Below are 22,347 nucleotides of genomic sequence, written 5' to 3'. Positions count from 1 at the left end.
CCCAACGGCCCGTGCGCCGGCCCGGTGCGGGAGCGCCGCAAGGGCCGGATCCGGGTCAGACCTGTTCGAAGTGGAACGCCTTGATGAAACAGTCGCGTGGCTGGGCGACGGCGAAGAGGACGCATTCCACGAGTGACTGCGCGGTGAGGGGGTCCTCGGCCCCGCGCGGCGTGGTCTCCCACTCCGCGGAGAGCGGGTCGGGGTTGTCGAAGTCGGGCGGGTAGAGCGAGATCACCCGGACCCCTTGGGGCCGCAGGCGCTTGGAGAGAATCTCGGCGAACCCTGCCTGGGCGCTCTTGGCCGCGTAGAAGGCGTCGTGCGCGTCCGAGCGGTGGTGACCGGTCGTTCCGCAGGCGGAGACCATCATCACCACATCCGGCTTGTCCGAGTTGAGGAGGAGAGGGAGGAAGTTCTTGACCGTCAGGACGGTGCCGGTGGCCCCGGACGCGAGGGTGTCGACGACGTCGGCGTCGGAGGCCGCTTGCAGGTCGGGGCTCGATAGGTAGCGCGAACCGTTGTTGATCAGCACGTCAACGCGGTCGGTGTGCCGGGCGACGCCGGCAGCGAAGTCGCGGATCGAGGCCGGGTCGGTCAGGTCGCAGGCGAAGGCGTGCACCCGCTGGTGCCCTCGGTCGCGCATCTCGTCGCGGACACGCTCGGCGGCGGCGTACGTGCGCGCGGAGAGGAAGACCTCGGCGCCGAGGTCGGCGAGACGGATGGCCAGCGTGCGTCCGAAGTCGCGGCCGGCGGCGGTGATGACCACACGGTGATCGTCGAGTCTCATGCGGTGCTCCAGGAGCGTGGGTCGGAGGCCGAGGCGCGGTACGGCGGCTGTCCTCGGCGGCGTGGGCGGCCCAGTCTGCCGCGTCTGCTCGCTGTCCTGTGAGGGCGACGGGGAGGCGAGCTCCACAACGTCCCGCGTGTGAACGGCAGTCCGGCGCCTCTCTCCGAACGACGAAAGGCGCCGGGCCGTCGTCGACAGGCCGGCGCCGGTGTGCCGATCGGACGAGGCGGGTGGCCGCTCGGCCGAAGCGGTGCGGGCCCGCGCGTGCGTAGCGTCTCGGTGACCAGAACGCCTCGCGCGAAGGAGCGGGTTGATGGCGCAGCGAGTGACGGCCGGAGCCGGAGAGGCGGCGCGGCCCTGCCCCGGCCGCCGCGCCGTCGGCCGGGCCCGTGACCGCCGTGACCGCCTGGGGCGCCTGGGGCGCCTGCGGCGCGATCACCGCCGCGGATACGGTTCGATGCGACAGGATGACGGTGGCGGAGCGGGAATGATGACGAGCCAGGTGTACGAGGAAGCAGAGTCGGCGCGTCGTTCCGTCGGGCTGGTGGACACGCTGGCCGCTGTGCCGCGGCGGGTACGCGGGGAGGCCGTCGAGAGTTGGGCCGCGGTGCGCGCCGCTCCACGCCGTACGGTCGTCATCGACGTGCTGCTCAGTCTCCTCGCGGCGGCCTTCGGTCTCGTTCCGCTGCTGCTGGCGCCCCCTGAACGGCCGGTGTGGGCGGTGCTCGAGGCGCTGTGGACCGCGTTGCTCGTCCTCGCTCGGCGCGGCCGGCCTCGCGCCGCGATCATCGGGGTCTCCCTGCTGGTCGTGGGAGACAACGTGTGGACCGTGGCGGCCGCGCCGTTGCTCGTGCTGTCCGCCACCCGTCGTCTCGCGCGGCCGCGGCGGGCGTGGCAGGCCGTCGGGGTGGCCTGCGCCGTCGTCGGTCTCCTGACTGTCGGCGCACGCGTGGCACGGCCCGGTCTGCTGCTGTCTGGCTTCGCCCACAACAGCGTCTCGGCGGCGCTGCTCCTGCTGCTGCCGGCTTCGGCCGGGGTGCTGCTGGGACGGCGTCGTCCCCTGGTCAGCCTGTTGCGGGAGCGCAACGCCTACCTGGAGCAGGCCCGTGCGTTGACCGCCGCGGCGGCCCGGATGGAGGAGCGGAACCGGATCGCCGGAGAGATGCACGACCTTCTCGGCCACCGGCTGAGCCTGCTCTCGGTGCACGCCGGGGCGCTCGAACTCGCCGTCACCCGGCAGGCGCCCGCTCTCACCGAGAGGGTCGAGCTGCTGCGGACGACCAGTGGCACGGCTTTGGAGGAGCTGCGCGAGATCCTCGGCGTGCTGCGCCACGGGGAGGTGACGGACCTGGACGTGACGGAACCGGCACAGGACCAGAAGGGCACACGCGCGGACATCACCGCGCTGGTGCGGGAGTCCCGCGGGACCGGCAGCACCGTCGAGTTGGTGTGGTCCGTCCCCGACACGGCCGAGGTCGGTCTGCGTACGCGTCAGGCAGTGCACCGGATCGTCCGCGAGGGGCTGACCAACGTGCTCAAACACGCCTCCGGCGCCCGCACGGAGGTGGTGGTCAGAGCCACGGGCCAGGGCGTCGAGGTTGTGGTGACCAACGGGGCGCCGCACGAGGAACGCCGCTCCCACGGAGGGAACAGCAGCGGGCTGGCCGGCTGCCAGGAGCGGATCACTCTGCTGGGCGGCACCTTCGAGGCGGGCGGCCTGCCCGACGGCGGTTTCCGTGTGGCTGCGTGGCTGCCCGCACACGGGGGCGGCCCCCCGGAGGCCGCCGCGGCCGTTGAGGGTCTCGCGGGGCACCTCACGAGGGGCGAGGCCGCTTCGCGGAGCGCGGTGAAGGCCGCTCCGTGCGGCGGCGTCGCCTCGGCGAGAGGGGCGCACGCCCCTTCGCCGGACGAGATCCTGACCTGGCCGCGCATTCTGGGCTCCGGCTGCCTGACGCTGCTCGTGACCCTGCCGACGGTCGTCTTCCTGGTCGTCCTGCTGGCCGGCTCCCTCCCTTGGTGACGCGGTCTTAGGATGAGCGGATGATCCGCACCCTGATCGCCGACGACGAGGCACTGATGCGCGCGGGGATCCGGCTCATCCTGGAGGACGCGGAGGACATCGAGGTCGTCGCCGAGGCGGGCGACGGCCGGGAGGCCGCCGCCGCGTGCCGCACACACGACGTCGACGTGGCTCTGCTCGACATCCAGATGCCGGCCCGTGACGGCATCGCCGCCGCCGGGGACATCGCACGCCTGTCACCCCGCACCTGTGTCGTGATGCTGACGGCGTTCGGCGAGGAGGCGAAGGTGTCGCGGGCCCTGCGTGCCGGGGCGAGCGGTTTCCTCCTCAAGGACACGGGCCCGGCCGAGCTGATCGGTGCGGTGCGGCGGGCCGCCGCGGGCGAACCGGTGCTGGCCCCGCGCATCACCCGGCAGCTGCTGGAGCGGCACGTACGGTCCGGACGGCACACCGACGAGGCCCTGCGCAGGATCAGGGAGCTGACCGACGCCGAACAGGACGTCCTGCGGCTGCTCGGTCTGGGCTGGTCCAACACCGAGATCGCCGGCGAGCTCCACCTGAGTGTGGGCACGGTCAAGGCCCACATCAGTCGGATCCTCGCCCGCACCGGCTGCGCCAACCGCGTACAGGCCGCCGTACTCGCGCACGACGCGGAGCTGCTCACCGACCGCTGAGCCGAAGCGTCCCAGCCCTCGCCCGCCACGGGGACAGGCGCTCTACGGTTTCAGCGTCTCGCACAGGTTCTCGTACCGGCCCTCCAGAGTCAGCAGCTCGCGGTGGGTTTCGCCGCCGCTCTTGGTGAGCCGCACGGACATGAACCCGCGCGAGACGAGCCACTTGTTGTGCGCGGGCCGGTCGCTGGTGTGCAGGCCGACGCCCCAGTCGCCCCCGCTGAGGACGTAGGTGTCGCTGCGGCCGGGATCCGGATACGAGAGGGTCCCGGTGCCGGACAGGTCACGCCGTACCGTTTTCCCGGTGTCCTTGTTCGTCACGTCCATGATCAACGGGCCGCTGATGACGGCGTAGACGGGATCGCCCGCGTCGTTCGTCCAGGTCTTCTGCACCATGTCGACGACGGGGAACTCCGCGTGCGTGGGAAACGCACACACCTCACCGCGCGGGTAGTCGATCTCGGGCTGGCCCGGATGGGAGACGACGGGGCCGTGCCAGCCGCCCGAGCGGGACGCGTGACCTCCGTCGCCCTCCGCCCGAGTACTCCCCGGAGAGGCCTGGGCGCTGCCCGGAGGGGTCTGGACAGCGCCGGGAGAGGCCTGGGCCCCGGCCGAGGTGCACAGCAGGGCCGTGACCGCACACACGGTCACGGCCCCTCCCCTCCTGCCGCCCGCCGCACCGGCTCCGCGCCTCGGCCGCCGCCCCGTGGCTGCCGCGCCCCTCGTCCTGGTCTTCCGCATCCGCGTACTCCTCCCGGTCGTCCGGCCCCGGCCCCTCGCGCCACGCTCCGGTCCCTGGCGCCACGTTCCGGTCCCTGGCGCCGCGTTCCGGCTCGGCGCGCCGCGCTCGGGCTCGGCGCGCCGCGCTCGGGCTCGGCGCGCCGCTCCGGTTCCCGGCCTGGCGGCCATCGTGCCCGCCGCCGTCCGCGGCGCGTGGACGTTTCGGCCGTGCCCGAAGCGACGGCGGAACGCGGCCCCGCGGCGGACCACGCCCAGGCCGCGCCGGCAGCGCATGACGTCCCCGCCGTCTTCCGCGTACCGCACGATGACGGAAGGGCACACTCCGGGGAAACATGGGGCCTGCACCGTGCGGAAGACGACGAGCGAACAGGCCTGGTATGCGTATCCACTTCACCGTCCGCGACCTGGCCCGTGTCCGCGTGGCCGAGGCACCCAGCCCGCTGGCCACGACGACGTTCAGCGCCTTCCGCCTGCGGTACGGCCGCAGCGGCAGCCCCGCACTCGACATGTGGCGCCGCACCACACAGGCCGCCCGGCGCGCCGCGTCGGGAACCACCGCACCGCCCGGCGCGCCACCACTGGACAGGCTCGTGGTCACCGCGCCCTCGCACCCCGTCCCCCGGCTGTTGCGCCCTCACGTGGCTCTGCCCACGCTCGACGAGGAGATCGAGCGGCTGCTGTCCACGCCACGGAGCGAACTGCGCGCGGACTGGGGGTACGTCGCCGCGCACCGGCCGCTGCCACGCTGGGCCCGCGCTCTGTTGGAGGGTGACGCGGCCGCGCTGCGTTGGCTCGCCGGCGCGGTGAGGGCGCAGCACAGCGCGGCCGTGGCCCCCTACTGGCACGGGCTGCACACCGCGCTCCGCGCGGACCAGACCGCTCGCGTGCGCCAGTGGCAGGAGGGCGGCGTCGAGCGGGTGCTGGCCACCTTGCATCCCCGGATGCGCTGGCGCGCCCCGGTGTTGGAACTGCCCGACGTGGCCGGCCCCGACTACCGCCTCGAAGGCCGTGGACTACTGCTCGCCCCGGCCGCCTTCACCAGCTACGTCCCCTGTGACCCCGGCGATCCGCAGCCGACCCTGCACTACGAGGTCCTCCCCCACCCCGGTGCCGCGGCGACGGCCGATCCGCACGGTGCGCTGGCCGCGCTGCTCGGGCACAGCCGCGCCGCGGTGTTGGAGGTCGTCGCCGAAGGCGTCTCGACCAGCCGGCTGGCGCGGCGCACCGGGCTCTCGCCGGCGTCGGCCAGCGAGCACGTGGGCGTTCTGCGCCGTGCAGGGCTCGTCACCACCCGACGCACCGGACGCACCGCCCACCACGCGTTGACCCCGCTGGGCGCCCAACTCCTGCTGCGGGTCTCGTCACGCGGCGCGGAACGCGGCGTGGCGGAGGACTGCGCCGGCGGGCCTGTCCATCGGAGTGGCTGACGCCGCGCGCGAGCAGGCGGCGACGGGTACGCCGACCTCGCCGTCGGCGCCCCGGGCCCGGCCGGACCGGGAGGGTGCGGCTACCCGCTGGTCGGCCGCGCGCGCTCGAGCAGACCGGCGGCCGCGTCCTCAGCCGCCTGGGCCCGAACCTGGTAGTGCACCTTCTTGCCTGTCGCGGTCAACGGCAGCGCGTCGGTGAAGCGGTAGGCGCGCGGCCTCTTGTAGGCGGCGAGCATGGGGTCGGCGCGGCAGTGTTTGTCCAGGTCCGCGACGGTCAGCTCCGGGTCCTGGCGGACCACGTACGCGGTGACGAGCTGCCCCCACTCGGGGTCGGGGGTGCCCACCACGGCGCAGTCGGCGACTGAGGGGTGCCGGCTCAGCACCTCCTCCACCTGCACCGGATGTACGTTCTCCCCGCCGGAGAGGATCATGTCGTCGCGGCGGCCCATCAGGGTCACGTACTCGTCCTCGTCCCAGGTGGCGAGGTCGCCGATGTAGAGCCACCCGTCCCGGAAGTTCTCCGCCTCCTCGTCGGGTCTGGCGGTGTAGGCGTACGCGGACTTCACGGACCGCACGATCACCTCGCCGACCTCCTGTCCGTCCTTCGCCGCCAGGTCGTCGGGGTCCGCCCTGCGGTCCTCGTACACCCTGACCACGGCGACGTCGTCGTCCGTGCAGGCCCGGCCGGCGCTGCCCGCGTGGTCGGGCAGATCGGCGGGGCGCAGGAAGGTGTTCCAGAACGCCTCGGTGGTGCCGTAGCCGTTGAAGATCCGCGGGGTCAGCGTCGACTGGTAGCGCAGGCAGGCCGCGCGGTCCAGCGGCGCGCCCATGGTGACGATGCCGCGCAGGGTCGCCAGCTCGCGCGGCTGCCTCTCCTGTGCGTCGGCGAGACGCTCCAGGTTGGTCGGTGCGCCGATGAGGAAGGTCAGCCCCCGCTCCTCGACCAGGTCCAGCACGGTGTCGGCGTCGAAGTGGCGTAGCGGCACCACTTCGCCGCCCACGTAGAAGACGGGGTTGGGGCCACCCGAGTAGAGCCCCCCGCGGTGGAACCACGGCGACATGTTGAGCGTGCGGTCCTGCGGTGTCAGCGGGAAGTGCATGATCACGTCGTGGGCCGAGAGCACTTCGGTGGCGTTGTTGAGCGGTACGCCCTTGGGCAGCCCGGTGGTTCCCGAGGTGTAGAGCCGGGTGGTCTCCGCGTAGATCCCGCCCGAAGGGTCCGGCGGCGGCTGTCCGACACCGCGAGCGACCCACTGCCAGAACGGCACGGAGTCCGGCAACGGCCGGTCCCTCTCCGCACCCGAGTCGACGTGAACCACCGAAGCGGGCCGGTGCTCGGCCAGCGCCAGCGCCTGCCCGGCGCGCTCCGCAACGGCCGTGTCGTAGACGAAGACGGCCGGCCTGCCGGTGTCCAGCACGTGGGCGGTCTCGCCCGGCGCCAGCCGGAAGTTCACAGGTGAGCCGACCGCGCCGACGCGCTGGGCCGCCAGGTACAGCAGTGCGAACTCAGGACCGTTGAAGAGCTGGTAGGCGATCAGGTCACCGGGGCCGACACCGGCCGCGGCGAGCCCGGCGGCGACCCGCTCCACTTCCTCGCCCAGTTGCGCGTAGGTCCACGAGCGTCCCGTTGCCGGGTCGGAGAGCGCCGGGGAGTGGGCGTAGCGGTGGGTGTTGCGGCTGAACCCCGCCCAGTAGGTGAACCGCTGCTCGAACACGGCGCGGAACGCGCCCGGATCGTAGGCGGGCGTGCTGTTCATGTACGGACCTCCTTGCTCGAGGGCGCGTGCGGTTTCGCGTGCGCTTTCGCGTGCGGTTTTCTGCGAGGTCGCTGTCTCCCGCGCCGGCCGTCTTCCCGGGCGGCGGCGCTGGTTGGCACGGGGACCCGAGAACCGGGTCGAGAAGGCCCGGTGTTTGCGCGTCGACACTCCGGGTTCGGGACCGGCCTGTCCGAGGACGGCGGCGGCTGCCTGGCACAGGCGCGGTACGGCAGTCCCGACTGCCCACGCCGCCGTGGTCCGGACCCGCGGGGCCGGAACGGTCGGCCGACGGCGGTCGCGCCGACGGCGGTGGCACCCGGTGACGATGGCACCGGCGGCGAAGATCGGTAGCCGGGCCGGTCTACGGGTGTCGGCGCCGTTGTGTGCCCGGGATGCGGCGTACGCGCCGCCGCGGACGGTCGGGCACGCGAGCGGGAGCGCCTGGGCCGGGTATGCGGGGGCTGGTCGGCGTGCGCGGGCTGCGACATCCGAGGACGCCCGGAACAGATCGGACGGCTGTCATGGCGCGGGGGCCCACCGTGGAGCCCCACTGGTCGTGGCAGTAGCCGAGGTGCGCTCGTGTGCCGCTGGCGGCGACGCACGGGGAAAAGCGTCCGGATGACGAGCCCGCGGGGGTCCGCGCCGTGAGGCGCGGACGCGGCAGCGGTTGCTCAGTCACATCCGCTTTTATATCACTGGCCTATACATCTAAGCGGGGGGACCCCGCCGGCGGCACGGCGGGAGGAGGAGACGCGGACGAGCGGTGCCGGCACGGCGGCCGGGGAGCGGACAGCGTCACACCCGGTCTCCGGTTACCGCCACGCCCGGCCCGCGGATACCGTCACGCCCGACCGCGGCGGCAACGGGCCGGCGCGGCATGATGTACTCCGTGACGCACAGCACGGATCCGCACCCCGCCCGGATACCCGGATACGGCGGCGGCCCCCTCACGCACCAGCCCACACTCCTGGACGAGCCCTTGTTCTGGCTGGGGCACCTCGCCTCGTGCGCGCACCGTGAAGAGGCCGAGAGCCTGCTGTTCGGCGCGGACCACGAGGCGGCCGGGGCGTTCCACCTGAGCCTGTGGGAGCGGGCGGAGTGGCCGACGTTCACCGTGCCACTCGCGGGCGACCACCGTCTCCACGTCGTCCACCGCACGCTGCGGGACGACATCGGCGTCGACTACCTCCTCCACCATCCCGGCTGGGACCTCGCCACACTCCTCGCCCGGGACGACGGGCACTGCATGGGACCTGGACTGTCCTGGCACGAGCTGGCGACGGCCGCGGACAACGCGCTGCCCGGGGGCAGCACCACCGATCCCCACGCGCGCCTCCTGCTCCTGCTGCCGGCGTTCGGCGACGACGAGGTGCCCGACGAAGCTGTCGGCAGGCTGACGGCCGCGCTGCGCGCCCGTACCGGCGTGGACGCTCCCGAGCCCCTTGCGGCTGCTCTCCTGAAAGGCCAAGGAGCGCCGGGGCCCGCGCACTGGACCACGACCGGGCAAGGTGTCGCCGTCAACGACGGTGAGCATTCCTTCCGTAATCCCGCCAACCCCTTCTCGCTGACGGCCGACCGCCTCGCCCGGGTGGCCACCGCGCTTGCCCCCCGGGGAAAAATCGCGTGACAACGCCGTGGCCTCCTCCTGATGTCCTGGGCTCGCGCGAATGACGGCCAGAGCGAACGAGGCCGCGATCGGGCAGTGGACCATCCGATTCCCCCTGGCCGCTTTGGGCCTGTCTCCATGAACTCCACTCGGCTGGTTTCCGGGCGACCTTACCGAGTGATGACGCGGATGCGTACATCACGGAAACTCCGGAATCTTCGGCGTGCTGGTCCGCGCGGCCTTGCAGCAGATCGCGCCGTGACAACGCTCCGGCACCGTGCGGGTAATCGTTGGCCATAACCTGGACACCATGGCGCGTTCTCCGCGTGCACGCGAATCCAGGCCTGAACTCGCCCCTGCTGTCTCATTATCGATACCGGACGTCATACGGAGCCGCGAGAGGCGTCGAGTTCGTCGCCTGCCGGCCGCAGGTATCGGGATGCCCGTGGCCACGACCACTGCGTCCCCTGCGTCCGCCACCACGGCCGGAGATCCGGGACGGCAGGACATGTCACGCATTCAACATTCCTCAAGGTCGTTCGTGTCCGTCGCCGACAGCAGAGGAAATTCCAACTGGAAGATCAGGTTACGGTAATTGAGGGTTGCCGACCCTGCACGCCTTTAGTAGGGTCTACATTCTGGGGTCGCACCGCTGGGTGACGCAGGCCCTCCCCTTCTCCTGTGGGGATACACTCATGTCGAAAAGAAGAACTCACTGAGGCGACGACGGTAACGCGCTGCGGACGCGTGGGCTGCGCATTCCGCATTCCGGCAGACCCATACCTTTCCGCACGCTCCACCTGCACAAGGTGATGACCAGCGCACGCTGTCACGGCGTCGCACGTGCGGTGCCAGTGCGCAACTCCCGAAAAGAACGGGAGTGCAACAGACTCGTAAAGCACACTCTGCCGAGACTTCTTGAGCAGAGTGCACGAACATGTCGAAACTCCGTGCCGTTGACGGAACCGGGGCCATGTCGCACGCGCTGCCTGATACTCCTGATCTGTTGTCCGAAGAATACCGACGCTCTCCCTATCCGACTTTCGAAACCCTGCGCAGACACCATCCGCTTTTCTACGACGCGCGGCTGGATGCCTGGATCATCAGCAGGTACGAGGACGTGACGCGCGCCTTCCGGGACGCGGCCGTCTTCTCCAGCCGGAGTTGGGACGACCAACTGCGGCCCCTCGTCCAGCACAGCCTCATGGCCATGGACGGTGAGGAGCACGCCCGTCACCGCCGCCTCATCTCACCGGCGTTCCAGCGCAAGCGCCTGACCGAGCGGATCTCCTCCTCCATCGAGACGTCCGCACGGCAACTCGTCCGCGCCTTCGCAGCCGACGGCTCCGCCGACTTCGCCGAGCACTTCTCCCGGCGGCTCCCCGTCAGGGTCATCATGCGTCTGCTGGGAGTCTCCGAGGACAACGCGGACTTCCGCAGGTGGTATCGCGCCATCGTGGACTACAGCGGCAACTTCGACCAGAACCCGGAGGTGACCCGCGCCGGGCTGGCGGCAGGCGAGGAACTGGCGGCGTTCCTCGACGAGCAGATCAGGCGACGCCGCGCCGACCCCGGCGAGGACCTGATCTCCTTGCTGTGCACGAGCGAGGTCGACGGGGAGCGGATGGCGGACGACATGATCAAGAGCTTCGGTCTCGTCCTTCTCGCGGCCGGCGGTGAGACGACGGAGAAGGCGCTCAACCTGACCGTCTGCCACCTGCTCGACAACCGTCTCGGCGCGGCTGTGCCGACAGAGGAGCGGCTGCTGGACAGAGCGCTCGCGGAGACTCTGCGGCTCACTCCACCCGTGCAGGTCATCACCCGCGTCACGCGGGAGGCAGTCACGCTGTCCGGCGGGAGCCTGCCCGCGGGAGCCCTGGTCTTCCTCCTCGTCGGAGCCGCCAACCGCGATCCCGCGCGCTTCGAGAGGCCGGATACCTTCGACGTGTACCGCCAGGACGCCGAGGCTGACCGCGCGTTCGCGGGCGCGGCCCAGCACCTGGCGTTCGGCTCCGGACGGCATTTCTGCGTCGGTGCCTCCCTCGCCCACATGGAGATCACCACCGCTCTTCGGGTGCTGTTCGACATGCTGCCCGGTTTGCGGCTCTCCCCGGGATTCGTCCCTCGGGACGTCGGCTTCGTCACTCGCGGGCCGCAGCAGGTCCTCATCGACTTCCCGCCCGTGCCCGCCCACGCCACCCGCTGAGAATCCTCCCCGTCCTCCGTCGTCCGGCCCCGGCCCCCGGCCCCCGGCCCCCGGCCCCCGCCACAGGACACCGGCCGTGCCAGGGCCTTTGCCGGCCGTCGGACAGCAGGCAGGCCCACCGGCGCCCAGCCCACAGACGCCCAGCCCGCCACCAGACACCGATGCCCGGCCCGCCACGAGACCAGGAGCAGTCCGCCATGACAGAAGCCGCCCCCTCCCCCGTGCCGCTCTTCGAGCTCTCGACCGGGTACTGGGCGTTCAAGACCCTGGCGACCGCCTACGAACTGCGGCTGTTCGCCCATCTGTCCGGCACGCCCGGGATGACCCCGCCGGAGTGGGCCGAGTGCTGCGGGATCGACGAGCGTCCGGCTCGCGCGCTGCTGACCGGGTGTGCGTCGCTCGGCCTGCTGGAGAAGACGGGCGAGAGGTACCGCAACAGTCCGCTGTCGGAGGCGTATCTGGTTCCCGGGAAGCCGCACCACTTCGGCGGGCTCCTGACCATGCTCGACCATCGCCTGTACGCGGCCTGGGGCCGGCTCGCCGAGGCCGTGCGCACCAATCGGCCCGTCACCTGGGACAGCGACCGCGTCAGATCACTGTTCGAGAGCCAGGATCCCGCTGTGACCGCCACGTTCTGGGAGTCTATGCACACCCTGTCGTCCTTCACCGGACAGGCGCTGACCACCGCCATCGACCTCAAGGGCGCCAGCAGCCTGCTCGATGTGGGCGGCGGATCGGGCGCACTCGCCCTCACCCTGTGCGGATACTGGCCCGACATCAAGGCGACCGTCTACGACCTGCCGTTCGTCACCCGAATCGCCGAAGGTCACATCGAGGCCGCGGGGATGAGCGGAAGAGTCCGCACCCTCGACGGCGACTTCTTCGCCGATGCCTCGCTGCCCGAAGGCCATGACGTGCACACCTTCAGCAACGTCCTGCACGACTGGCGGGAGGCGGACGCCAAGGTGCTGCTCAAGAAGTCGTTCGACGCGCTCGCGCCGGGCGGCCTGCTGGTCATCGCCGGCTACTTCGTCAACGAGGAGCAGACCGGGCCTCCCCTGGCAGCGCTGATGGGCCTTGCTCAGCTCATCGAGACCGAGGGCCGCGCCTACACGGCCTCCGAGTACGCCGGCTGGGCAGCCGAGGCCGGTTTCGTCGATCCGCAGACGGTCAGTGTGGAGTCGGTCGGCGCCAACGGTGTGCTCACCGCCCGCAAGCCGGCGGCCGGACACGCTGACGTGCCGCCGCGCTCCGCAATGACCACTCACCCGAGCGAAAGGCCCCAGGTCACGTGATTGAGGGACAACGCCTCGACCGCAGCGCGGCGACAGCGGAACCCACCGCCGATGTCGTCGTTCTCGGCGGCGGGCTGGCCGGACTCACCTGTGCGCTCCAGATCCTCCGCGCACGCCCCCACACGGAAGTCGTGATCGTCGAACGCGCGCAGTTTCCCTTACCCGAGGCCGCGCACAAGGTGGGTGAGTCGACGGTGGAGGCATCGGCTCACTATTTCGAGACCGTGCTGGGGCTGAGGGACCATCTCACATCGGCGCAGCTGCGCAAGGAGGGCCTGCGGTTCTTCGGACCGCACGAGGGCAACGAGGACATCGTGCCGCGGCTCGAGGTCGGGTTCTCCCGCGCGCTGCCCACGTGGACCTACCAGCTCGACCGGGGACGCCTCGAGAACGAGCTCGCGGACCGCGTGCGCGCGGCGGGAGCCACCCTGCTCCAGGGCACACACGTCGAGGACGTCGAGTTGGGCGACGAGGAACACCGGGTTGTTCTGCGCGACTCCCCGCACACCGGTGTCCGGGGCCGGTGGCTGGTCGACGCCACGGGCCGACGCGGGCTCCTCAAGCAGAAGCTGGGGCTGCGGGAGACCGTCGACCACGACGTCAACGCCGTGTGGTTCCGCATCGGCAGGAGGATCGACCTCGAGGACTTCCCGGATGCCGGCCCGGCGGGCACGGACGCGGAGGCCAGGAAGACGTGGCTTTCCCGTGTCGAGGGCAACCGCTGGCAGAGCACCAACCACCTGATGGGCCCGGGCTACTGGACGTGGCTGATCCCGCTGGCCTCCGGATCGACGAGCGTGGGCATCGTCGCGGACGCACACATGGTCCCCTTTCGCACCATCAACAGGTTCGAGAGGGCCCTCGCCTGGCTGCACGAGAACGAGCCGCAGGTGGCGCGGGACGTCGCCGGGTCACGTGACCTCCTGCAGGACTTCCATGTGTTGCGGCACTTCGCGCACGGCTGCACACAGGTCTTCTCCGCGGACCGCTGGTGTCTGACCGGGGAAGCCGGCGTTTTCCTCGACCCGCTGTACTCGCCGGGCAGCGACTTCATCGCCTCGGCCAACTCCTACATCACCGACCTGGTCGTACGGGAGTTGGACGGTGAGGACGTCGGCCGGCGCGCGGACAGCTACGACCGGGCCTACCTCGCCTCCTTCAAGGGGGCGCTGCCCACCTGGCAGCAGCAGTACACCCTGATGGGCAACGCGCAGGTGTTCGCGGCGAAGGTCGTGTGGGACACGCTGGCGTACTTCGGGGTGAACAGCCTGCTGTTCACCAGCGGTGCCGCCCTCGACCTGACGTTCATGGAGTCGCTGGGAGAGCCCTGGCGGCGGCACCAACGGGTGGCCCACCGGATCCAGGGGTTCTTGCGCGAGTGGGCGGAGGTGGACGAGGGGGTGGTGGACGCCATGTCGTTCGTCGACCTGAGCGCGCCGCTCTGCCACCGGCTCAACGTGGAGATACTGGCGAGAGACGCCCCTGACGCGCTGCGCGACCGCTTCCACGAGCACTTCCGTGCGCTGGAGCGGGTTGCCGTCGAACTCATGCGTGGGGCCGCCCTGCGGCAGGGGATCGAACTGCGCTCGCAGGACATCGACCCTCTCACCTTCGACCTCGGGACGGAGCTGCGGAAGGTTCCGCAGGACGTACGCGGCGAGAGGCGCACGACGCGCCTGGTGGGTGTGGAGCTGGCCGAGGAGTGATGCGGGGACGCCCCGCGCGCGCAAGCCCGGCCGCCGGGCCGCCGGCGCCGTGCGCGGGTTCCGACAACAACGTCATCGACGGTCCATGACCGGACGACCGGGGGAACACACTGTGTCAGTGCACTGCGCGACGAAGCGCATCGCTTATCGCGACACGTTCGTCGACGAGCTGTATGAGGACATCGGCCGCCTCGTGACCGGAGACGCCGTGGACGCGCACCAGGTGGAGTCGCGCCTGCGCCTGCTCGCGCGGACGAACTCCGCGGCGACCGCCGCCTACTGGGACCGCCACGAGGACGGCGTGGGGATCCCCGACAGCGCCTACAAGGCGAGCCCGCCCTACCTGTTCCCCGACCGGGAACCGGTGCGGGTCTTCGAGACCAGCAACACGACGGGCACCGGCACGGGACGGGTCGCCTACACGCCGCGCGGCATGGAGCTCATGGAGACGTCCATCGTGCGGAACGCGGAAACGCATCTCCTGCGCGGCCTGGCGGAACCTGCCGTGATCCGGCTGGTCCCGTCCGAAAAGGCGGCCCCCGGCATGATCATGGCCCATGGGATGGAGCTGATCGCCCGCCGGTTCGGACACGCGCGGCTCAGCTCCTGCGTGCTGGACGGTTCCGGGGTGGATCGGCACGCCGTGCGCCGGCTGCTCGGCCACGCGGTGGCGGAGGAACGCCCTGTGGTGCTCATCGGCGCGACCTCGGTCTTCGTCAACCTGTGCCAGTCGTTGCGAGAAGAGGGAGAGTCCTGGCGGCTGCCTTCCGGTTCGCGCCTGGTGGACGCCGGCGGCCACAAGCGGGACCGGCGGGTGAGCGTCGAGGAGACACGGGCCATGGCCGCGCGGGTGTTCGGAATCGAACCGTGGGGTCACTGCAACCTGTTCGGCATGACGGAGCTGGCCAGTCAGCTCTACGACGGGCGGGACACGCCCGTCGGTCCCCTGGGCGAGCGGCCCAAAGCGTCCGAACCGTTCGTACGGGCACAGGTGCGCGCGCCGGATGATCTGAGCCTCCTCCCACGTGGCGCCGGGCTGCTGGAGGTGGTCGATCTGTGCGTGCTGGACCGGCCCTGCGCGCTGCTCACGGGAGACTGGGGCCTCGCGCACCCGGCGGGGGTGGCGGTCACGGGCCGCGTGGCCAAGGCGCGTCAGCGGGGCTGCTCACTGGCTCTCGACCAGGTCACGGCGGGGCGGGGCGGTCATGGCTGAGCCGCGTTGCGTGTCGTGGCTGCCGTCGTGGGCCGATCCCGGCAGCCTGGAGCGTGCGGCCGTCGGCGACGACCCGGGCGGGCGGTACTACGGTCTGAGGCCCGCTCCTGGGCGGTGGCAGGGCTTGGGAGAGGGGCTGCGCGCGGCCCACGAGTCGCTGCGCGCGATGCCGGTGGACCGGATCGTCGAGGCGTTCGACCGTACGTGTTCCCGGTGGGCGGACCACGGCTTCCCCCACCGGGTGCGGGCCCGGGCCGACATCGTCGCCGCGACGGGGTTCTCGGCGCAGGCGGTGGACCACGGCCTCGACGTCGAGCTGTCCAACTACCGCGCGCACACGCTGTACCGCGTCCTTCGGCGGGAACTCGGCGACCCCGGTGTTCTGGACGGGTTCACGGCGGACCGAGAGCTCGGCGGACACACCATGGCGCTGGGACCGCGCGTGACCATGGCGGTGTGCAGCGGGAACGTCCCCGGGCTGCCTGCGCTTTCCCTCGTGCGCGCTCTGCTGGTCAAGTCAGCGGTGATCCTCAAGGTCGCCAGCGGTGAGCCCACGTTCGCCGTGCACTTCCTGCGCTCCCTCGCGGAGGTGGACCCCGCGCTGGCCGACGCCGTGGTCGTCACCTACTGGCCGAGCCAGGACGCGGCCACGCTGCGCAGCGCGATGGAGCAGGCCGACGCCGTGATCGCCTACGGCGGCGACGACGCGTGCGCGGCCGTCCGTGCCCACCTGCGGCCGCACCAGCGCTACGTCGAGCACGGCCACAAGGTCTCGGTGGGTGTGCTCACCGGCGACTACCTCGCCGATGTCGGACTGCGCGAGGTGGCCGGGCGCGTCGCCGAGGACGTCTCCACCTTCAACCAGCACGCCTGCGTGGCCCCCCAGGCCTACCTCGTCGAAAGCCGCGACCCGGGCCCGCGGGACGTCGCCGAGGCGCTGGCGCGCGCGATGGCCGAGTACGCGGCGGACTGCCCGCTGGGGCTGTTGCCCTCGACGGACGCGGCGGCACTGCAACTGCGCCGGGCAAACATGGCATGGGCAGCGGCGAACAGTCCCGGGGGCGGCTTCTGGCGCTCCCCGGGCCTGGACTGGACGGTCACCCTCGCCCCGGACCTGCTCTCCGTCCAGGGCGCGGGAAACCGTACGGTCGGCGTGGTGCCGGTGCGCGACACGCGGCACATCCTGGGCGAGCTGCGCCCCCTCGCCGCCCGGCTGCAGAACATCGGACTCGGCGCGACCGGAGACCGGTTCTGGACGTTGGCGTCCGCACTCGGGCGGCTCGGCGCCAGCAGGATCAGCGAACCCGGACGGATGGCGGGACCGAGCGTCGTCTGGAGACACGACGGCATGCCCTGCCTGTCCCTGCTGCTGCGCTGGTGCGACATCGAGATGCACCCGCAAGTGCGGCACCGCGCGAAGACCCCAGCGAAGGATGAAGTGACGCAAGCATGACGGACACCACACTCAAGGCGAAAGAGCTCCACCCTCACCTGCCGGCTTCGGTGGAGGTCATCGACTGCACACTGCGCGACGGTGAGCAGGCACCCGGCGTCTGGTTCACCACCGAGGAGAAGCTGCGGCTGGCCACCGCCCTGTCGGACGCGGGCGTCTCGGCCCTGGACGCCGGCTTCCCCGCCTCGTCCGGCAGCGAGCTGGAGGCCCTGCAGGCCCTGCACGAGCTCGGACTCAGCGCCTCGATCGCGGCGACCGCCCGCCCCCTGGCACAGGATGTCGCCGCCGCGGCGAAATCCCATGCGGACGAGGTGTTCCTGTTCATGCCGACCAGCGACCTGCGGCTCAAGGAAACCCTCGGTATCACCCGCGACCGGGCCACGACCGTCTTCAGGTCGGGGGCGGAGGCGGCCGCCACTCACGGTCTGACCGTCAATCTGGTCTTCGAGGACGCGACGCGCTCCGACCCGCGGACGCTGATCGACACAGCCGAGGAGCTGCGCCGGCACGTCCCGCTGCACCGTCTGGTGCTGGCCGACACCACCGGGTGCGCCCACCCGGCCGGGATGCACCACCTGATCCGCTCTCTCGCGGACGCCCTCGGGCCCGGGACGACGCTGTGCACCCACAACCACAACGACTTCGGGCTGGCGGCGGCGAACACCCTCGCAGCGGTCGGTGCCGGGGCCAAGGCGATCACCTGCACGGTCAACGGGCTCGGCGAACGCGCCGGCAACGCCGATCTGGCCGAGTGCGTGGCCGGCCTGACCCACCTGTACGGGGTCGAGCACGGCGTCGACCCGTTGGCGCTGCCCTCGCTCGCCGCCGACGTGGAACGGGCGAGCGGTGTCGCCACGAGCCCCATCAAGCCGGTGACCGGGTTCAACGTCTTCCGGCACGAGTCAGGAGTGCACGTCGACGCGATGCTCAAGGACAGCCGCAGCTACGAGTTCCTGCCGGCCGCCTGGGCGGGTCGCAGCAGCGAGTTCGTGCTGGGCAAACACAGCGGCACCTCGCTGGTGCGCCACCTTCTCACCTCCGTCGGCGTGCCGTGCGACGACGCTCTGGTGGCGCGCGCCCTCGGCGAGGTCAGGGAGGCGGTCGAGCGGCGGGACAAGGCCGCGCACCGGCAGGCCCACGCGGACCTCCAGGCGGTGTACCGCACGCTGCTGTCGGGGTACGACGCGGCGGAGCTGATCGAGCGGTACCGCGGCCACCGTCCTTCGGAGGGGCAGGTGGGACGGTGAACGCCGGCGGGCGCACCATCAGCGACAAGATCATCGACGCGCACACCGTCGACCCCGCCGACACCGGGGTCTACCGCGAGGTGCGGGTGGACGCGCTCCTCGGCCACGACGCCACCATCGCGCTGCTGGTGGACGAGTTCGAGCGCCGCGGCCTGCAGATCTGGGACCGCGAGCGGGTCATCTTCACCAACGACCACTTCTCCCCGCCGGCGACCATCGAGCGCGCCGACATCTCCAACACCTTCCTGCGCTTCGCCCGGAAGCGGAACGTCACCCACCTCATGCTGGATCGCGGCATCTGTCACCAGCTGCTCGTGGAGAACCCGCTGTGCACACCCGGCAGCCTGATCGTCGGGGCCGACAGCCACACGGTCATGGCAGGCGGCCTCGGCGCGTGTGCGACGGGCATGGGCTCCACCGACATCCTCTACGCCCTCGCCACCGGGACGACGTGGATGCAGCGCCCCGCCACCGTGCGGGTCGACTTCCACGGCTCGCTCGGCGAGCTCTGCAACGGACGGGACGTCGTCCTGGAGTTGCTACGCCTGCTGGGCGAGAGCGGCGCGCGGTACCGTTCCCTGGAGTTCCACGACCTCGCGGACCGTCCTCTCGGCCAGGACGACCGCTTCGCGATCTCCAACATGGCGGTGGAACTCGGCGCCAAGTTCGGCGTCTTCGTGCCCGACGACGTGACGGCCGAGTACTGCGCCGCACGTGACGGCCGCCGGCCCGCCCTGGTCGCGCCGGATCCCGACGCACTGTACGAACACACCGTGGACCTCGACCTGTCCGCGCTGACCCCTCGGATCGCGAAGCCATGGTCGCCCGGGAATGTGGTGGCTGTCCAGGACATCGAAACGAGGCCCGTGTCGGTCGCCTTTCTGGGGTCCTGCTCCAGCGGCCGCATCACCGACATCCGCGACGCGGCGGAGGAGCTCGACGGCAAGACCGTGCACCCTGACGTCCGGTTCGTCGTCATACCCGCCTCGGTGCACGTCTTCCAGCAGGCGCTGCGGGCGGGCTATGTGACCACGCTGACGGAGGCGGGTGCCGTCTTCGACCATTCGAGCTGCGGTCCGTGCGGGGGCATCGACAAGGGTGTGCTGGGCGCCGACGACGTGTGCGTCTCCACCTCGAACCGCAACTTCCGCGGCCGCATGGGCCACTGGGAGAGCCGCACCTACCTGGCGAGCGCCCGCACCGTGGCGCGCGCGGCGCGCGCCGGACACATCGGGCCTGATCTGTACGAGGCAGGGGGCACCGGATCATGACCACGATCACGGGCCGGGTATGGCTGTTCGGCGACGACCTCAACACCGATGTGATCCACCCTCCGCAGTTCTTCAGCCTCGACGAGGAGAAGGTGAGGGCCGGGCTCTTCCACGGCCTCGACCCCGAGATCCAGCCCAGCCTCCGCCCGGGGGACGTACTCGTCGGCGGGCACAACTTCGGCTGCGGCTCCAGCCGCGAGACGTCGGTCAGGTCGCTCAAGCTGAACGGGATCGGTGCCCTCATCGCGGTCGACTTCGCCCGGATCTTCTTCCGCAACTGCACGAACAACGGCCTCCCCTGCCTCACCCCCGCCCGCGCGCGGGACCTTCAGGCGCTGCGCCCCGGCCAGGTGGTGGAAGTCGACCCGGGACAGGCACGGATGACGACCGAGGAGGGTACGGAGATCCCTCTGGATCCACCCGGACGGTTCGTCCAGCGCATCTGGCAGGCGGGCGGTCTGCTCGCCCTGCTGCCCGACTCCCGGCCCGAGCGAGGTGCGTGACCGTGCGCGCGGCATCAGAGGCCCGGGACACGGTCCTGCGCGTGCAGACCTGGGGCGGGCGGTGGGGCAGCGCCCTGCGCAGCGCCGTCTCACGCCCCTTCGAGCGAGCCTGCGGTGTACGGGTGCAGCACGAACAGCACGTCGGGCTCGCGCTGGCGCCCTCCTTGCTGGATGCCCTGCACACCGGGCGGCGCCCGCCCGTCGACGTCGTCTGGTCCAACTCGGTCCCCGCGCTCAACGCCGCGCTCGCCGGCCACTGCGTGCCCCTGGACCGTGCCCGCATGCCGGTCCTGGACGCGCTCAGGGGCCGGGCCCGGCCCGACGGTGCCCCGGCACGGTCGGTGGTCCACCCCTACGTCGTGTACTACGTGCTGGGCTACCACCAGGAGGCCTTCCCCGGAGGGGAGCCGCGTTCCTGGCACATCCTCCTCGACGAACGGCATCGCGGCAGAATCGCCCTCTACCCGCACGGAAACGGCCTGCACGCCCTCGCCCAGACGCTGGAAGGCGGACACGTCGAGGACATCCCGGCGGACATGGAGGCGTGCTGGAGTTTCCTGCGACGTCTTCGTCCTCAGGTCGCCGAGCTCGAGTACAGCATCGGCATGGAGGAGCGGTTGCGCGCGCGCCACCTCGACCTGTGTTTCCGCGCCCTGCCCAACGTCCTCGCCTTCCAGTCCGACCTGCCCGTCGGATGGTGCGTGCCGGCCGAGGGAACCGCGGACACCACCGACGCGCTGTGGATTCCGCGCGGAATCCCGGACACCGTGCGCGACGTCGCCATGCGGTACATCGCCTTCGCACTGCGCCCGGACGTGCAACGGGACTGGTGCCGGCAGCTCGGAGTCATGCCCGTGCACCCGGCCGCCGGCGTCCCCGAGATGCTGCAACGCCCCGATCTTCCCGCGCACGCCGACGACTTCCACGGGATTCTGCACATCCCGGAAAGCGTCAAGGCCGCACAGCAACCGGAGTGGGAGAAGAGGTTCGCCGAGATCTTCGGCTGACCACCGCGTGCGCACCGCACCGCTTCGAGACAGGCCAGGCGCGGTGCCGAACGGCTCATTGGAGAGGAACACCATGTCCGAGAACGAGGGAGCCGCCATGGACACCGGCTCCCCGCCCCCCGCAGGAGGCTGCCCGTTCGGTCCGAACGGGGCAGGCTTCAACCCGTTCGCCACACCCGGCTTCGCCGACCTCTACCAGCAGTTCGAGACGGCCCGCGAGAGGTCCCCCGTCTTCTACAGCGAGCCGTTCCACATGTGGATCGTCTCCCGGTACGACGACGTCCTGGCGATACTCAAGGACGCGGACCGCTTCTCGTCCTCCACCAGGCCGATCATCCTCTCGAGCTTCCCCGACGGGATCCGTACCGTACTGGAGAAGACACACACCTTCGCCGCACCGAATCTGGCCTTCGACGGCCGCCCCGCGCACGATCGCCTGCGCGGCCCGGTGGCCAAGTACTTCTCCGCCAAGGCCATGATCCGCCGCGAGAGCCGCATACGTGACATCATGACCCGCTGCCTCGACGAGATGCCCGAGGGCTCTCCCCTCGACCTCGTCGAGTCGTTCGCGCGGCCCGTCGCCAGCCGGGTGATCATCGATCTCGCGGGCCTCCCTCCGGCGGACCACGGCAGGATCATGCGGTACCACGAAGCGGTCAACGGGTTCTTCTTCGGTAATCCGCCGGTCGAGCGGCAGCCGGGCTACGCGCAGGACGTACAGGAACTCGAGGCCTACCTCGCCGAGGTCATCGACCAGTGCCGGAGGACCCCGCGGGACGGGCTGATCAGCCACCTCCTCCAGCTCGTGGCGAAGGGGGAAGCCGACTACACCGACGCGGAACTCATCAGCCTGATCAGTTTCGACGTCCTCGCGGCGGGGATCCGCCCGGCCGGTTTCGTGATCGTCAACCTCTGCCGTGAGCTGCTGCGCGACCCACGGCACTGGGAGAGCGTCCGGGCCGACCCGTCCCTGTTCGACAACGCCTTCAACGAGGCGCTCAGGCGCTCAGGTATCGGACTCGGCGTCTTCAGGACGACCACGGCCGACGTGGACGTGGCCGGGACGCGCATTCCCGCGGGATCGGTCATCTGGGCCATGGTGTCGTCCGCGGACTACGACGAGAGCCGGTTCCCCGACCCCGGGGTCTTCGACCCCTCCCGGACGAACCTCGCCGGCAGCCTCCACTTCTCCCAGGGGCTCCACTACTGCCTCGGCTCCTACCTCGCCAGGACCGTCGCGCGGGTCGGCCTCGATCTGCTGATGCGGCGGCACCCCGGCCTGCGCCTCGTGCCGGACCAGCGGGTCGCGTACGAACCCAGCATCAACCTCATGATCCCGACGGCTCTCCTCCTGGAGCGCTGAGGAGGGCGCCTGACGGGTCGGGTCCGCCTCCCCGCGGTCCCACGCCGAAGGCGGCGGACCCGCCCGGTCACGGCCCC

Annotated in this window: 17 protein-coding genes; 14 read left to right on the top strand and 3 right to left on the bottom strand. The window is 71.2% G+C overall.

Features of this window, described 5'->3' with window-relative positions; translation table 11 throughout:
• Window positions 1-55 precede the first annotated feature (55 nt).
• On the bottom strand, window positions 56-784 hold the full coding sequence (locus MMF93_RS32450; RefSeq protein WP_242756851.1) for an SDR family oxidoreductase: 729 nt from the start codon (window positions 782-784) through the stop codon (window positions 56-58).
• A 457-nt stretch (window positions 785-1,241) separates the two neighbouring features.
• On the opposite strand from MMF93_RS32450, the gene MMF93_RS32445 reads away from it, so the two are divergent.
• Complete coding sequence (locus MMF93_RS32445) at window positions 1,242-2,804, top strand: sensor histidine kinase (protein WP_242756849.1); 1,563 nt, start codon at window positions 1,242-1,244, stop codon at window positions 2,802-2,804.
• 20 nt (window positions 2,805-2,824) lie between these two features.
• Window positions 2,825-3,478, top strand: coding sequence for a response regulator (locus MMF93_RS32440; protein WP_242756847.1), 654 nt, complete (start codon window positions 2,825-2,827; stop codon window positions 3,476-3,478).
• 42 nt (window positions 3,479-3,520) lie between these two features.
• Here MMF93_RS32440 and MMF93_RS32435 read toward each other — a convergent pair whose 3' ends face one another.
• On the bottom strand, window positions 3,521-4,126 hold the full coding sequence (locus MMF93_RS32435) for a hypothetical protein (RefSeq protein ID WP_242756845.1): 606 nt from the start codon (window positions 4,124-4,126) through the stop codon (window positions 3,521-3,523).
• A 467-nt stretch (window positions 4,127-4,593) separates the two neighbouring features.
• Here MMF93_RS32435 and MMF93_RS32430 point away from each other — a divergent pair, with 467 nt between their 5' ends.
• A complete protein-coding gene (locus tag MMF93_RS32430) occupies window positions 4,594-5,643 on the top strand; it encodes an ArsR/SmtB family transcription factor (RefSeq protein ID WP_242756843.1) in 1,050 nt (349 codons plus the stop codon).
• Window positions 5,644-5,723: 80 nt separating this feature from the next.
• On the opposite strand, the gene MMF93_RS32425 is transcribed toward MMF93_RS32430, so the two are convergent.
• Window positions 5,724-7,400, bottom strand: coding sequence for a class I adenylate-forming enzyme family protein (locus MMF93_RS32425; protein ID WP_242756841.1), 1,677 nt, complete (start codon window positions 7,398-7,400; stop codon window positions 5,724-5,726).
• Between the two features lie 889 nt (window positions 7,401-8,289).
• Here MMF93_RS32425 and MMF93_RS32420 point away from each other — a divergent pair.
• The 11 genes from MMF93_RS32420 to MMF93_RS32370 all read left to right on the top strand — a co-directional run bounded on the left by MMF93_RS32420 (window position 8,290) and on the right by MMF93_RS32370 (window position 22,270).
• Window positions 8,290-9,027, top strand: coding sequence for a hypothetical protein (locus MMF93_RS32420; protein ID WP_242756839.1), 738 nt, complete (start codon window positions 8,290-8,292; stop codon window positions 9,025-9,027).
• 985 nt (window positions 9,028-10,012) lie between these two features.
• On the top strand, window positions 10,013-11,212 hold the full coding sequence (locus MMF93_RS32415; protein WP_242756837.1) for a cytochrome P450: 1,200 nt from the start codon (window positions 10,013-10,015) through the stop codon (window positions 11,210-11,212).
• Between the two features lie 197 nt (window positions 11,213-11,409).
• A complete protein-coding gene (locus MMF93_RS32410; protein WP_242756835.1) occupies window positions 11,410-12,507 on the top strand; it encodes an acetylserotonin O-methyltransferase in 1,098 nt (365 codons plus the stop codon).
• Window positions 12,504-14,213, top strand: a complete 1,710-nt coding sequence (locus tag MMF93_RS32405) for an NAD(P)/FAD-dependent oxidoreductase (protein WP_242756833.1) — start codon at window positions 12,504-12,506, stop codon at window positions 14,211-14,213. Before MMF93_RS32410 ends, MMF93_RS32405 begins: the two co-directional genes overlap by 4 nt.
• A 118-nt stretch (window positions 14,214-14,331) precedes the next feature.
• Complete coding sequence (locus MMF93_RS32400; protein ID WP_242756831.1) at window positions 14,332-15,426, top strand: LuxE/PaaK family acyltransferase; 1,095 nt, start codon at window positions 14,332-14,334, stop codon at window positions 15,424-15,426.
• Window positions 15,419-16,879 carry an acyl-CoA reductase gene (locus tag MMF93_RS32395; RefSeq protein WP_242756829.1) on the top strand — a complete coding sequence of 487 codons (1,461 nt, stop codon included), beginning with the start codon at window positions 15,419-15,421 and terminating at the stop codon, window positions 16,877-16,879. Before MMF93_RS32400 ends, MMF93_RS32395 begins: the two co-directional genes overlap by 8 nt.
• Window positions 16,876-18,126, top strand: a complete 1,251-nt coding sequence (locus tag MMF93_RS32390) for a LeuA family protein (RefSeq protein WP_242756827.1) — start codon at window positions 16,876-16,878, stop codon at window positions 18,124-18,126. Before MMF93_RS32395 ends, MMF93_RS32390 begins: the two co-directional genes overlap by 4 nt.
• Window positions 18,123-19,397, top strand: coding sequence for a 3-isopropylmalate dehydratase large subunit (locus MMF93_RS32385; RefSeq protein ID WP_242756825.1), 1,275 nt, complete (start codon window positions 18,123-18,125; stop codon window positions 19,395-19,397). The genes MMF93_RS32390 and MMF93_RS32385 overlap by 4 nt, the downstream gene beginning before the upstream one ends.
• Window positions 19,394-19,900 (top strand): LeuD/DmdB family oxidoreductase small subunit, encoded by a 507-nt coding sequence (locus MMF93_RS32380; RefSeq protein WP_242756823.1) that lies wholly within the window; start codon window positions 19,394-19,396, stop codon window positions 19,898-19,900. Before MMF93_RS32385 ends, MMF93_RS32380 begins: the two co-directional genes overlap by 4 nt.
• A gap of 2 nt (window positions 19,901-19,902) precedes the next feature.
• Window positions 19,903-20,907 (top strand): extracellular solute-binding protein, encoded by a 1,005-nt coding sequence (locus tag MMF93_RS32375; protein WP_242756820.1) that lies wholly within the window; start codon window positions 19,903-19,905, stop codon window positions 20,905-20,907.
• Between the two features lie 73 nt (window positions 20,908-20,980).
• The gene (locus tag MMF93_RS32370; RefSeq protein ID WP_242756818.1) at window positions 20,981-22,270 is read left to right on the top strand and encodes a cytochrome P450; all 1,290 of its coding nucleotides are present in this window, start codon (window positions 20,981-20,983) and stop codon (window positions 22,268-22,270) included.
• The last annotated feature ends 77 nt before the right edge of the window (window positions 22,271-22,347 follow it).

This window comes from Streptomyces tubbatahanensis (assembly GCF_022699385.1).
GTDB classification, from domain to species: Bacteria; Actinomycetota; Actinomycetes; order Streptomycetales; family Streptomycetaceae; genus Streptomyces; species Streptomyces diacarni.
Note: the sequence above shows the minus strand (reverse complement) of the source record. Positions and strands in the feature narration are given on the sequence as shown.